This is a genomic window from Auraticoccus cholistanensis (genome assembly GCF_009742705.1).
Classification (GTDB): Bacteria; Actinomycetota; Actinomycetes; order Propionibacteriales; family Propionibacteriaceae; genus Auraticoccus; species Auraticoccus cholistanensis.
On sequence record NZ_WPCU01000007.1, the window covers coordinates 265,175 to 276,879 of the forward strand.

The 11,705-nt window shown below is 73.8% G+C and carries 13 protein-coding genes and 1 pseudogene; 8 read left to right on the top strand and 6 right to left on the bottom strand.

The genetic code is table 11. The annotated features are described in order from the left end of the window. A complete protein-coding gene (locus tag GC722_RS12225; protein WP_156610449.1) occupies positions 1-969 on the top strand; it encodes an ABC transporter ATP-binding protein in 969 nt (322 codons plus the stop codon). Between the two features lie 25 nt (positions 970-994). On the opposite strand, the gene GC722_RS12230 is transcribed toward GC722_RS12225, so the two are convergent. The 4 genes from GC722_RS12230 to GC722_RS12245 are packed head-to-tail and all read right to left on the bottom strand — an operon-like array spanning position 995 to position 4,833. Then, the gene (locus tag GC722_RS12230; protein ID WP_156610451.1) at positions 995-1,402 is read right to left on the bottom strand and encodes an ATP-binding protein; all 408 of its coding nucleotides are present in this window, start codon (positions 1,400-1,402) and stop codon (positions 995-997) included. Beyond that, positions 1,392-1,724, bottom strand: a complete 333-nt coding sequence (locus GC722_RS12235) for an STAS domain-containing protein (protein ID WP_156610453.1) — start codon at positions 1,722-1,724, stop codon at positions 1,392-1,394. The genes GC722_RS12230 and GC722_RS12235 overlap by 11 nt, the downstream gene beginning before the upstream one ends. Next, positions 1,724-3,676 carry a glycosyltransferase gene (locus tag GC722_RS12240; RefSeq protein WP_331714751.1) on the bottom strand — a complete coding sequence of 651 codons (1,953 nt, stop codon included), beginning with the start codon at positions 3,674-3,676 and terminating at the stop codon, positions 1,724-1,726. The genes GC722_RS12235 and GC722_RS12240 overlap by 1 nt, the downstream gene beginning before the upstream one ends. After that, positions 3,673-4,833 (bottom strand): PP2C family protein-serine/threonine phosphatase, encoded by a 1,161-nt coding sequence (locus GC722_RS12245; protein WP_197430098.1) that lies wholly within the window; start codon positions 4,831-4,833, stop codon positions 3,673-3,675. The genes GC722_RS12240 and GC722_RS12245 overlap by 4 nt, the downstream gene beginning before the upstream one ends. Before the next feature lie 124 nt (positions 4,834-4,957). Between GC722_RS12245 and GC722_RS12250 the strand changes: the two genes are divergently transcribed. Beyond that, a complete protein-coding gene (locus GC722_RS12250; RefSeq protein WP_156610455.1) occupies positions 4,958-5,401 on the top strand; it encodes a hypothetical protein in 444 nt (147 codons plus the stop codon). Between the two features lie 16 nt (positions 5,402-5,417). Here the strand turns inward: GC722_RS12250 and phoU are convergent, their stop codons facing one another. Further along, positions 5,418-6,080 carry a phosphate signaling complex protein PhoU gene (phoU, locus tag GC722_RS12255; RefSeq protein WP_156610458.1) on the bottom strand — a complete coding sequence of 221 codons (663 nt, stop codon included), beginning with the start codon at positions 6,078-6,080 and terminating at the stop codon, positions 5,418-5,420. A 206-nt stretch (positions 6,081-6,286) separates the two neighbouring features. Between phoU and GC722_RS12260 the strand changes: the two genes are divergently transcribed. The 3 genes from GC722_RS12260 to GC722_RS12270 all read left to right on the top strand — a co-directional run bounded on the left by GC722_RS12260 (position 6,287) and on the right by GC722_RS12270 (position 9,181). Beyond that, positions 6,287-7,486 carry a sensor histidine kinase gene (locus GC722_RS12260; protein WP_331714752.1) on the top strand — a complete coding sequence of 400 codons (1,200 nt, stop codon included), beginning with the start codon at positions 6,287-6,289 and terminating at the stop codon, positions 7,484-7,486. After that, complete coding sequence (locus GC722_RS12265; protein WP_156610460.1) at positions 7,483-8,160, top strand: response regulator transcription factor; 678 nt, start codon at positions 7,483-7,485, stop codon at positions 8,158-8,160. The genes GC722_RS12260 and GC722_RS12265 overlap by 4 nt, the downstream gene beginning before the upstream one ends. Before the next feature lie 61 nt (positions 8,161-8,221). After that, complete coding sequence (locus GC722_RS12270) at positions 8,222-9,181, top strand: ribose-phosphate diphosphokinase (RefSeq protein WP_331714753.1); 960 nt, start codon at positions 8,222-8,224, stop codon at positions 9,179-9,181. 1 nt (position 9,182) lies between these two features. Here GC722_RS12270 and GC722_RS12275 read toward each other — a convergent pair whose 3' ends face one another. Continuing rightward, complete coding sequence (locus GC722_RS12275; protein ID WP_156610463.1) at positions 9,183-9,806, bottom strand: hypothetical protein; 624 nt, start codon at positions 9,804-9,806, stop codon at positions 9,183-9,185. Between the two features lie 209 nt (positions 9,807-10,015). Between GC722_RS12275 and GC722_RS12280 the strand changes: the two genes are divergently transcribed. The 3 genes and pseudogenes from GC722_RS12280 (at position 10,016) to ispF (ending at position 11,691) form a co-directional block, all read left to right on the top strand. Continuing rightward, positions 10,016-10,501: a CarD family transcriptional regulator gene (locus GC722_RS12280; RefSeq protein ID WP_156610465.1), complete on the top strand. Its 486-nt coding sequence runs from the start codon at positions 10,016-10,018 to the stop codon at positions 10,499-10,501. A gap of 38 nt (positions 10,502-10,539) precedes the next feature. Then, positions 10,540-11,181, top strand: a pseudogene (gene ispD, locus GC722_RS17800) (2-C-methyl-D-erythritol 4-phosphate cytidylyltransferase); the annotation flags it as partial. Between the two features lie 39 nt (positions 11,182-11,220). After that, on the top strand, positions 11,221-11,691 hold the full coding sequence (gene ispF, locus GC722_RS17805) for a 2-C-methyl-D-erythritol 2,4-cyclodiphosphate synthase (protein WP_408609313.1): 471 nt from the start codon (positions 11,221-11,223) through the stop codon (positions 11,689-11,691). Positions 11,692-11,705 lie beyond the last annotated feature (14 nt).

An 11,705-nucleotide genomic window follows, 5' to 3' on the forward strand; every position in this document is an offset into this window, starting at 1 on the left:
ATGTCGGTGGTCGAGGTGGACCGGCTGGTGCGCGACTTCACCGTCCGGGAACCGGTGCCCGGGCGCAGGCTGCGGCGTCGCGCCCGGCAGGTGCGGGCGGTGGACGGGCTGACGTTCACCGTCGGGCCCGGTGAGGCGGTCGGCTACATCGGTGCCAACGGTGCCGGCAAGTCGACCACCATCAAGATGCTGGCCGGGATCCTGGTGCCGACCTCGGGGACGGTGCGCACCTGCGGCACCGACCCGGTCCGCGCCCGCCGGCGGCTGGCCCGCCGCATCGGGGTGGTCTTCGGGCAGCGCTCCCAGCTGTGGTGGGACCTGCCGCTGGCCGAGTCCTACGACATCCTGGCCGCCATCCACCGGCTGGAGCCCGCCCGGGCCCGGCGCCGTCGCGCCGAGCTGGTGGAGGAGCTCGAGCTCGGCGGCTTCCTGGCCACGCCGGTGCGCCAGCTCTCGCTGGGGCAGCGGATGCGCGCGGAGGTGGCGGCGGCGCTGCTGCACGAGCCCGAGCTGGTGGTGCTGGACGAGCCCACCATCGGCCTGGACGTGCTCAGCAAGCAGCGGCTGCGGGAGTTCCTGGTGCACGAGCGGGGGAGCCGCGGCACCACGCTGCTGCTGACCACCCACGACATGGGCGACGTGGAGCGGCTCTGCGAGCGGGTGCTGGTGGTCGACCACGGCCGGCTCGCCTACGACGGCAGCCTCAGCGGGCTGGCCGCCACGGTGGCCGCCGAGCGGGTGCTGGTGGTGGACCTGGCCGAGCCGGTCGCCCCGCTGCAGGTGCCCGGCACCCGCCACCTGGGCAGCGAGGGGGACGGGGTGCGCCAGCACCTCGCCTTCGACCCCACCCGCACCACCGCCGCGGCCGTGCTGGCGCAGGTGCAGCGCGCCGCCGAGGTGCGCGACCTGTCGGTGGCCGAGCCCGACATCGAGGACGTGGTGCGACGGCTCTGGTCCCGCAGCCGCTGACGCAGCGCCGGGACGACGGGGCTGCTCAGCGGCGCAGCCGCACCAGCCGCCACACGTTCCCCCCGGCGACCCGGACGTGCTCCAGCCGGTCCAGCGCGGCGCGCGCCAGCACCAGCCCGCGCCCGTGCTCGCTCTCGGGGTCCTCGGGCAGCGAGGCCGCGCCCAGGTCGACGTCGGCCGGCTGGGCGGTGTCGGACAGCAGGCACTCCAGCCGGTCGTCGCGGACGGCGAGCCGCACCGTCCACAGCACCGAGCCGGCGGGACGGCCGTGGTCGATGACGTTGGCGGCCACCTCCACCAGCGCCGTCTCCAGCATCATCAGGTCCTCGGCCGCCACCTGGGGGTGCTCGGTGCCGACCCGTTCCAGCAGCTCGTGCAGCTCCTCCAGGCTGGCCGGCACGGCCAGCCCGTCCAGGCTGTAGTCACCAGCCATCGACGGCTGCCGCGACGTCGGCGTAGGGCCGCAGCACCCGGTCCAGGTTGGTCAGCGAGAGCACCGTCAGCACCTGCTGGCCCGCGCCGGCGATCCGCAGGTCGCCGCCGGCCTGGCGGCACCTCTTGAGCCCGCCGACCAGCGCGCCCAGCCCGGAGGAGTCGACGAAGTCGGTCCCGGTCAGGTCGACCACCACCCGCTGCCCGCCCGACTCCACGGTGCTGCTCAGCAGCTCCTTCAGCCGCGGCGCGGCCACCATGTTGAGCCGGCCACGGCAGTGCACCACCACGGCCCCCGGCTGCTCGCTCGTGGAGAACTCCATCAGGACACCAGCTCCTCGTCTCGTCCCGGCGCCCGGTAGCGCGCGGCCTGGAAGATCACGCTCATCACCAGCAGGTCGTAGGCCACCCAGGCGACGTTGACCGCGGTGCCGATGGTGCTGCTCGCCGCCCCCGTCCACAGCCGGACGACGCCGACGACGCACGCGACCACGAGGGCCGTCACCGCCACCAGCTGGGGCAGCACCAGCCGCCAGGGGAACGGCTGCCGCCCCCGCACGCCCGTCTTCGGGGTCACCACGAACCCCAGCGGCCGGCCGAACCACACGTTCGCCGCGGCCGTCACGCAGGCCCGGATCCACAGCGGGAACAGCGCGAGGCTGTACTGGTGGCCGCGCCAGGTGCGCACCCCGTAGCCGACCACCGCGAAGAGCAGCTGGTTGAGCACCATGTAGGGGATGAAGAAGGAGAGGAACTGCAGCCCGAAGGCCTCCACCGGCAGCACCCCGAAGCACAGGTAGAGCACCGGCGCGACCAGGAACACCACCGCCGCGAACCCCGACAGGTAGCTCCACATCGTGGCCAGGTACATCAGCCGCTGACCCCACGTCAGGCCCCGCTGCACCAGCGGGTTCTCCCGCAGCAGCACCTGCAGCGTCCCCTGCGACCACCGCAGCCGCTGCTGCAGCATGGTCCGCAGGTCCTCCGGCGCCAGCCCGTGGGCGAGCACCTCGTGGTGGTACACCGAGCGCCAGCCGAGGCCGTGCAGCCGCATGCAGGTGGCCATGTCCTCGGTCACCGACACCGTTGCCATGGGCATCATCGGCTGTGCCTCGTCGCCGCGGTCGACGTCGACCGAGCGGAGCAGCTCCGCCACCGAGGCGATCGCCCCCAGCGGTGACCACTCCCGCTCCGCCAGCCGGTCCAGGGCGGCCTCGTCGACCACCACCAGCCCGGTCTCCTGGTCCTGCTCCATCCCCAGCTCGGCGATCTCGCCCAGGTCGGCCTGGATGGCCTGCAGGTCGGCGCCCACCAGCTCCCGCGACAGCTCCCGCAGCCGCCGCTGGAAGGCGCCGGTCACCTCGGCCAGCGGCTCGCCCCCGGCCAGGGCGCGGCGGGCCCCGGCCACCGCCTGCTGGACGTCGACGAGCACCTCCCCGGCCGGGTCGCCGTCACGCCGGGCCCGCCGCAGCGTCCGGGCCACCAGCCGGGAGGCGGTGGCGAGCGCCTGCTGCACCGCCTGGTGCGTCTCGCGCACGTAGCCCACCAGCCCGAGCTGCATCAGCGCCTCCCGCCGCAGCACGGCGTTGGAGCCGCAGAAGAACGCCGCGTTCCAGCCGTCCTTGCCCTGCTGGATGGGGCCGTAGAACAGCGGCGCCTGGCTGCCCAGCGGGTCGGACTCGGTGACGTTGGTGAACCACTGCGGGGTCTGCACCAGCGCCACCCGCGGGTCGCGGAAGTAGCCGAGGGTGCGGTCCAGGATGGCTGGGTCGGGGATCTGGTCGGCGTCCAGGATCAGCAGGAACTCGCCCTCGGTCTGGAAGAGCGCGTTGTTGAGGTTGCCGGCCTTGGCGTGGCGCGGGCGGTCGCGCCAGTCCTCGCTGCGGGTCAGGTAGCCCACCCCGAGCCGCTCGGCGGCCGCGCGCATCTCGGGACGGTCACCGTCGTCGAGGACCCAGGTGCGGTGCGGGTGCCGGATGTCGAGGGCGGCGACCGCGGTGGCGGTGACCATCTCCACGGGTTCGTCGTAGGTGGTGATGAAGACGTCAACGGTGGCGTCCTCCGGAGGCGGCGGCGGCTCGCCGCGGCGCTTGAGCCGCCACACCGTCAGCCCGAACAGGACCGCGTCGACCAGCGTGTACGTCTCGGCCAGCACCAGCGGGACCGCGATCCACCAGTACTCCCAGTTCACCGAGAACAGCCAGCGCCAGCTGACGTAGACGGTCCCGGCCAGCAGGGTCAGCGTCACCAGCACCCGGATCAGGGCGAGTCTCACGGGCGGGCCTCCCGTCGCACGACCACCGCGGTGACGTCGTCGGCCGGGGCGCTGCCGCGGACCAGGCTGGCGAGCACGTCGAGCAGCTCGGTGCTGTCGGCGGCCGACGCGTTCGCCTCCTGGGTGGCGCGCAGCGCGTCGGCGGGGGTGTCGAAGTAGTCGAGCAGCCCGTCGCTGGCCATCACCAGCGCCTCACCGGGAGCCAGCACGGTCCGCCCGCTCTCCCAGACGTCCCCGGGCAGGGTCCCCATCGGCAGACCGCCGGCGCGGAGCCGGCGCACCCCGCCGTCGGGCTGCAGCACCATGCCCAGGCCGTGCCCGACGTCGACGTAGTCCACCGTCCCCGTGCCCCGGTCCAGGCGGGCGACGAAGCCGGTGACGAAGGACCCCGTCTCCTCCAGGTCCTCCTCCAGGCTCGCGGCGGCGCGGATCACCGCCTCGGGCAGCAGGTTGAACCGGCTGGCCCCCCGCAGCACCGCCCGCACGCCCGCGCCGATGATGGCCGCGGGCAGGCCCTTGCCCATCACGTCCGCCAGCACGAGCTGCAGCCCGCCCCGGGCCTCGTACCAGTCGTAGAAGTCGCCGCCCAGCTCGCGGGCCGGCAGCGCCAGACCGGCGACGTCGTAGCCGGGGGCGTCGGGGGCGCGGCGGGGGAGCAGCTGCCGGCTGACCCGCTGCGCCCGCAGCAGCTCCTCGTCGATGGCCAGCTCCTTCTCGACCCAGCTGCCGAGGTCGCGGAGCAGGTCGAGCTCGTCGGGGCTGAGCTCGCGCGGGGTGTGGTCGAGCAGGCACAGCGCGCCGACGCGCTGCCCGTTCGGCGCCCGCAGCGGCTGACCGGCGTAGAAGCGGACCCCGGGCTCGTCGGTGACCAGCCGGTTGTCGGCGAACCGCTCGTCGAGCCGGGCGTCGGGGACGACCATCGCCTCCGAGCGGACCAGGGTGTGGCGGCAGAAGGACTCCTCCAGCGACAGCTCCCGGCTGCTGAACCCCACCTCGGCCTTCGTCCACTGGCGGTCCTCGGCGACCAGGTTCACCCCGACCATCGGCACGTCGAAGAGCTTGCGGGCCAGCCGCACCACGCGGTCGAAGCGTTCCTCGGGGGGCGTGTCCAGGACGTGCAGGTCCCGCAGTGCCTGCCAGTGCTGCTGCTCGCGCACGGTCCTCCGTCCAGGTCGGTCGCCGACCGAGCCCCCGCCTGGTCGCGATCATGCTAACCCGGGCCATCCGTGCTTGACTGCTGGCCCCGAACCCGACCCGGACCGACCCTCAGGAGTGCTCACGATGTCGCAGCTGCAGTGGCCCGAGGACGCCAGCAGGCAGGCCCGCGACGACTTCGAGCGGCTGCTCCCCGTCGCCTTCCGCAGGGCGCACCAGGAGCTGTCCAGCCACGGTGAGTTCTGGCCCTTCGCGGTGGTGGTCGACCTCGACGGGCAGCAGCACCTGGCGGCCCCGCAGGCCGAGCGGCAGCGTCCCGGCCCCGGCGAGCTGCTGGCGGCGCTGCGCCGCTCGCTCCGCGCGCCCGAGCAGCCGCTCCGCGCGGTGGCCCTGGTCCTCGACGTGCACGTGCCCGCCCTCGGCTCCGACGCGGTCGAGGTCAGCCTGGAGCACCTGGGGTCGCCGCCGGTCACGGTGCAGCGGCCCTACACCCGCCGCCGCTTCGGCGGCCGGATCAGCTACGGCGCCGACGTCAGCACGCCGGGGACGGCCACGGTCCTGACCCGCTGAGCGGCTCGCCCGCGGCTCACGGCCACTGCGCGCTGCCGGCCGGCACCGCGCCGGTGACCACGTAGATGACCCGGCGGCCCATCGAGACGGCGTGGTCGGCGATCCGCTCGTAGTAGCGGCCCAGCAGCGCGACGTCCACCGCGGCCTCGACCCCGTAGGGCCAGTCGTCGCCGAGCAGCAGCCGGAACTGGCTGCGCCGCAGGTCGTCCATCTCCTCGTCGTTGCGGGCCAGCGCCTCGGCCAGCTCGATGTCGCGCGACTTCAGCGTGCGTCCGGCGGTGCCGACCATCCGCTCGGAGATCTCCGCCATCCGGGTGAAGTTGGGCCGCAGCTTCTCGGGCACCGCGATCTCGGGGTAGCGCAGCCGCGCCACCTTGGCCACGTGCGCGGCCAGGTCGCCCATCCGGGCCAGCTCGGCGTCCATCCGCAGCGCCGACACCACGATCCGCAGCTCGCCGGCCACCGGGGCCTGCAGCGAGAGCAGCGAGAAGCAGCGGTGCTCGATGTCCTCCGCGATCCGGTCCAGCCGCTCGTCGTCGGTGATCACCCGCTCCGCGATCGCGTCGTCGGCCTCGAGCAGGGCCCGCGTGCTGTCCCGGACGGCCACCTTCACCGACTCCGACATCGAGACCAGGTCCTCGATGACGCTCTCGAGCTGCTCACGGTACGTCTCACGCATTTCGGGGGTTCCTGACTGGTCGACGATCGGTGTGCCACGCCTCCGGTGCGTCGCTGCCGCGCACACGGGTGCGAGTCAACCCTAGGCCCACCCGCTACCGGGGAGGACCGCCGGGGTGAACGCCAGGTGAACGGTGGTCGACGGCTGGTCGCAGGGGGGTCTGCGTGGCAGGAGACGACGTCCGGGTGCCCCTAGAGTGAACGTCCGTGGACCTCCTGCTGGCAGCCGTGCTGGGCGCCGTGCTCGGCGCGACGGTGGCCGTCTGGGTCGTCCTGTCCCGGGCGCGGACCCGTCCCACCGTGCAGGAGCGGCTGAACGTGACCGAGGTGCAGGTACCCGACGGGGTCTCGCAGATGCTGGGGGTGCTCCGCTCCGCCGGGGTGGTCGTCGGTCCCCACGACGAGGTGCTGCAGGCCACCGACCAGGCCCGCGGCGTCGGGCTGGTGCGAGGCACCCGCGTGGTGCACCGCGAGATGCTGGAGCTGGTCCGCGAGGCCCGGCGCACCGGCCAGGTGCAGTCGGTCGACCTCGAGCTGGTGCGCGGCGGCGACCAGCAGAGCCACTTCTCGGTGCGGGTCGCCCCGCTCAGCGAGGAGCTGGTGGTGATCCTGGCCGAGGACCGCACCACCGCGGTACGGCTGGAGGCCATCCGCCGCGACTTCGTGACCAACGTCAGCCACGAGCTGAAGACGCCGATCGGCGCCATCTCGCTGCTGTCGGAAGCCGTCACCGAGGCCGCCGAGGAGCCCGGCACGGTGCGCTCGTTCGCCGCCCGGATGCAGCACGAGTCCAACCGGCTGGCCGGGCTGGTGGCCCAGATCATCCAGCTCTCCGGCGTGCAGGGCGACGACCCGCTGCTGGCTCCCAAGCGGGTCTCGGTGGACGAGGTGCTGGCCGAGGCCGTGGACGTCTGCCGGGTCGACGCCGTCGACCGCCAGATCGAGCTGGTCGTGGCCCGCGACGAGGGGCTGGTGGTGATGGGCGACGAGGCGCAGCTGGCGATGGCGGTCAGCAACCTGGTCCGCAACGCCGTGCTCTACTCCGAGCCCGGCGGGCGGGTGACGGTCTCCTCCCGCCGGACGGTGCGTGGGGAGGACCAGCTGGTCGAGATGCGCGTCAGCGACACCGGCATCGGGATCGCCGCCGCCGACCTCGAGCGGATCTTCGAGCGGTTCTACCGGGTGGACTACGCCCGGAGCCGGGCCAACGGGGGCAACGGCCTGGGGCTGTCGATCGTCAAGCACGTGGCCGCCGCGCACGGCGGCGACGTGGGGGTGTGGAGCAAGGTCGGGCAGGGCTCCACGTTCAGCATCACCCTGCCCGAGCACGTGGAGGTGCCGGGCCACGCGGGCGCGGCCCAGCGGGACGCAGCCGAGCTGCACGAGGAACAGGAGCAGGAGAGATGACACGGGTTCTCGTGGTCGAGGACGAGGAGTCCTACCGGGACGCGTTGGGGTTCATGCTGCGCAAGGAGGGCTTCGAGGTCGTCGAGGCCCCCGACGGCTCGGCGGGGCTGGCCGAGTACGACCGGGTGGGCGCCGACATCGTGCTGCTGGACCTGATGATGCCCGGGCTCCCCGGCACCGAGGTCTGCCGCCAGCTGCGGGCCCGGGGACCGGTCCCCGTCATCATGCTCACCGCCCGCGACACCGAGGTGGACAAGGTCGTGGGGCTGGAGCTCGGCGCCGACGACTACGTCACCAAGCCGTTCAGCCACCGCGAGCTGGTCGCCCGCATCCGCGCCGTGCTGCGCCGCGGCCAGGAGGTCGAGCTGCTGCCCGACGTGGTCGAGGCCGGCGGCGTGCGGATGGACGTGGAGCGCCACGAGGTGTCGGTGTCTGGCCAGCGGATCAAGCTCGCGCTCAAGGAGTTCGAGCTGCTGGAGATGCTGCTGCGCAACGCCGGCCGGGTGATGACCCGGGGCCAGCTGATCGACCGCATCTGGGGCGCGGACTACGTGGGGGACACCAAGACCCTCGACGTCCACGTCAAGCGGCTGCGGTCCAAGATCGAGCCCGACCCGGCGCGTCCGGTGCACCTCATCACCGTGCGGGGGCTCGGCTACAAGTTCGAGGCCTGACCCGGGGGGCGGGGGTCCGCGGTTCGCCGCGGCCGGGCGGCGCGCCGTGCAGTGACCGTCCGTGACAGGTGACATCACGGTCTTCTCCGGTTCGGCGCACCCGGCCTTCGCCGCCGAGATGTGCGACATCCTCGGCGTGGAGCTGTCCCCGTCGCGGACCACCCGGTTCAGCAACGACTGCCTGCAGGTGCAGCTGCGCGCCAACTGCCGGCGCCGCGACGTGTTCGTGGTGCAGCCGCTGGTGCCGCCGGTGCAGGAGAACCTGATGGAGCTGTTCCTGATGCTGGACGCCGCCCGCGGCGCCTCGGCGCAGCACATCACGGCGGTGATCCCGCACTTCGCCTACGCGCGCTCGGACAAGAAGGACGCCCCCCGGATCTCCATCGGGGCCCGGCTGGTCGCCGACCAGCTGGCCACCGCCGGCGCCGACCGGGTGGTGACGATGGCGCTGCACTCCGAGCAGGTGCACGGCTTCTTCTCGGTGCCGGTGGACCACCTCAGCGCCATCAAGGAGCTGGCGGCCCACTTCGCCGGCCGCGACCTGTCCAACACCGTGGTGGTCTCACCGGACTTCGGCAACGTCAAGGTGGCCGGGTACTTCGCCCGTCAGCTCGGGGTGCCGGTGGCCGCCGGCTCGAAGCGGCGGCAGGGCGACGACACCGTGGTGATCGACGCCATCGTCGGCGACGTGCGCGGCAAGGACGTGATCGTGCTCGACGACGAGATCGCGACCGCCGGCTCGATCGTGGAGCTGCTGTCCTGCCTGCGCCGCGAGGAGGTGTCCAGCGTCGCGATCGCCTGCACCCACGGGCTGTTCACCGGGCCGGCGGTGGAGCGGCTGCGCGACCAGCCCGACGTCACCGAGGTGGTCTGCACCAACACGGTGCCGCTGCCGCCGGAGCGGCGGGTGCCGAACCTGGCCGTCCGCTCGGTGGCGCCGCTGTTCGCCGAGGCCGTCCGGCGGGTCCACCTCGGGGAGTCGATCAGCAGCCTGTTCAGCGACGAGGTGACGATCGGCTGACTCAGGCGCCCTGGCCCGGGGTGGCCGGCGGCGTCCCCGGCGGGGTGAGGTTCTCGTAGTCGGCGATCGCCACGACCGGCACGACGAGGGTGACGGCCCCGGCCCGCTCGAAGGTCAGGGTCAGCTCGGCGGTCCGGCCGGCGACCAGGCCCTCGCCCTGCAGGGTGACCGCGGCCCGCTGCTCGACGAGCACCACGGCGCCGTCCTGGGGCGCCACCGTGAGGTCCGGCGGCACCTGCGTGGTCAGCGGCGGGCCGGCCTCGCCGCCGGTGCCCAGCGCGAACCCGCTGACGTCCACCAGCCGGTCGGGCTGCTCGGGGGCGTAGAGGGCGGCGGAGAGGAAGCCCTGGTCGTCGTCGGTGGCCACCACCATCAGCCCGCGCACCTTCACCGCGGGCAGCCGGTTCTCGGTGGTGCCGACGTCGGTGTTGACCCCCTCGGAGGGGGTGTACGGCTGCAGCGTCTGCACGTCGAAGCCGCATCCGGCGGCGCCCAGCGCCAGGCCGGCGGAGAGCACGGCGGCGGCGAGCCCGCGAGCGAGTCGACGTGCCGGACGCCCGCCACGCGGCGGCGCGACGGTGTCCGCGACGGCTGCGGCCACAGGGCCTCGGTCGGTGATGCTCACGGTGGGCGTGCTCCTCCTGCTCGGCTGCGAGCAGCCTAGCGACAAACGCGCTGCAGGACCCACCGGCGCCTCGCGGTGGCACCGCGGAGACACACCGTCGGCCGGCTGTCAAGGGGTGCGGCGCCGCCCACCGGCCTCTGGCTAGGCCAAACGCCGCAGGGCCCCGAACCGCCGCGTGGTAGACTCGATCAGGGAAAGGGGCACAACATATGTCTTTCACAGTCGGAGAAACGGTGGTCTACCCCAACCATGGGGCGGCCGTCATCGAAGACATCGAGACCCGCAAGATCAAGGGTGAGGACAAGCTCTACCTCGTCCTGAGGATCGTCGGGCAGACCGATCTGGTCGTCCGGGTGCCAGCCGCCAACCTCGACCTCGTCGGTGTGCGTGACGTCGTCGACGCCGAGGGGCTGGAGCGGGTCTTCGGGGTGCTCCGGGCGCCCCACACCGAGGAGCCCACCAACTGGTCCCGCCGGTACAAGGCCAACCTCGAGAAGCTGCACAGCGGCAACGTGCTGAAGGTGGCCGAGGTCGTCCGCGACCTGTGGCGCCGTGAGAAGGACCGCGGGCTGTCCGCCGGCGAGAAGCGGATGCTGGCCAAGGCGCGCCAGATCCTGGTCTCCGAGCTGGCGCTGGCCGAGCGGGTCGAGGAGGACCGCGCCGAGGTCCTGCTGGACGAGGTGCTCGCCTCCTGAGCACCACCCGTACAACCCCTGGACCGGTCGCTGCCATCGTGGTGGCGGCCGGTTCTGGCGTCCGGATGGGTTCCGGCGGTCCGCCGAAGGCGCTGCGGACGCTGGCCGGCCGCCCGCTGGTCCACCACAGCGTCCGCGCCCTGGTCGAGGGCGGCGTCGACGAGGTCGTAGTGGCCATCCGCCCCGAGCTGGGGGAGCACTTCGCCGCCGCGTTGGCCGACCTGGCCGAGCGCGTCCGGCTGCGCCTCGTCGCCGGCGGACGCGAGCGCCAGGAGTCGGTCGGTCTGGCCCTCGAGGCGCTGGGCGGCTCCGAGGCGACGGTGGTGCTCGTCCACGACGCCGCCCGGCCGCTGGTGCCGGTCGAGGTCGTCCGCCGGGTGGTGGAGGCCGTCCGCGCCGGGGCCCCCGCGGTGGTGCCGGTGGTCCCGGTCGTCGACACCGTCCGCGAGGTCGGCGAGGACCGCACCCGGGGCCTGAACCGCAGCCGGCTGCGGGCCGTGCAGACGCCGCAGGGCTTCGACCACCAGGTGCTGCGGGACGCGCACGAGGAGCTGCGCCGCTCCGGCGGGACGGTCACCGACGACGCCGCCGCCTGCGAGCTGCTGGGCCACCCGGTGCTCACCGTGGACGGCTCGCCCCGCTCGCTCAAGATCACCGCCGAGTCCGACCTGGCGCTGGCCGAGACGCTGCTCGGCCCGCCGCGGCCCCCGCTGGCGGCGCTGCGCACCGGCACCGGTCTGGACGTCCACGCGCTGGCCCCCGGACGGCCGATGCGGATCGCCTGCCTCGACTTCGCCGACGAGCCCGCCGGCCCGGTGGGCCACTCCGACGGCGACGTGGTCGCCCACGCCGTCTGCGACGCGCTGCTGGCCGCCGCCGGGCTGGGGGACCTCGGCAGCAACTACGGCACCTCAGACCCGCGCTGGGCCGGGGCGCCGGGCCGGGAGTTCCTCGCCGAGACCGTCCGCCGGGTGCGGGCCGCCGGTTTCGAGGTGGTCAACGTGTCGGTGCAGCTGGTCGGCAACCGTCCCCGCTTCGCCGCCCGCCGCGACGAGGCGGAGGCGCTGATGAGCCGGCTGGTGGGGGCACCGGTCAGCGTGTCGGCCACCACCACCGACGGTCTGGGGCTCACCGGTCGGGGCGAGGGCCTCGCCGCGCTGGCGAGCGCCCTGGTGCAGGCCAGCCGCTAGCGCGCCGCCCGAGC

Bases quoted from the DNA above. Each gene is read 5' to 3' on its own strand.
- GC722_RS12225 (WP_156610449.1), top strand. From the start codon at position 1: ATGTCGGTGGTCGAGGTGGACCGGCTGGTGCGCGACTTCACCGTCCGG.
- GC722_RS12230 (WP_156610451.1), bottom strand. From the start codon at position 1,402: ATGGCTGGTGACTACAGCCTGGACGGGCTGGCCGTGCCGGCCAGCCTG.
- GC722_RS12235 (WP_156610453.1), bottom strand. From the start codon at position 1,724: ATGGAGTTCTCCACGAGCGAGCAGCCGGGGGCCGTGGTGGTGCACTGC.
- GC722_RS12250 (WP_156610455.1), top strand. From the start codon at position 4,958: ATGTCGCAGCTGCAGTGGCCCGAGGACGCCAGCAGGCAGGCCCGCGAC.
- phoU (WP_156610458.1), bottom strand. From the start codon at position 6,080: ATGCGTGAGACGTACCGTGAGCAGCTCGAGAGCGTCATCGAGGACCTG.
- GC722_RS12265 (WP_156610460.1), top strand. From the start codon at position 7,483: ATGACACGGGTTCTCGTGGTCGAGGACGAGGAGTCCTACCGGGACGCG.
- GC722_RS12280 (WP_156610465.1), top strand. From the start codon at position 10,016: ATGTCTTTCACAGTCGGAGAAACGGTGGTCTACCCCAACCATGGGGCG.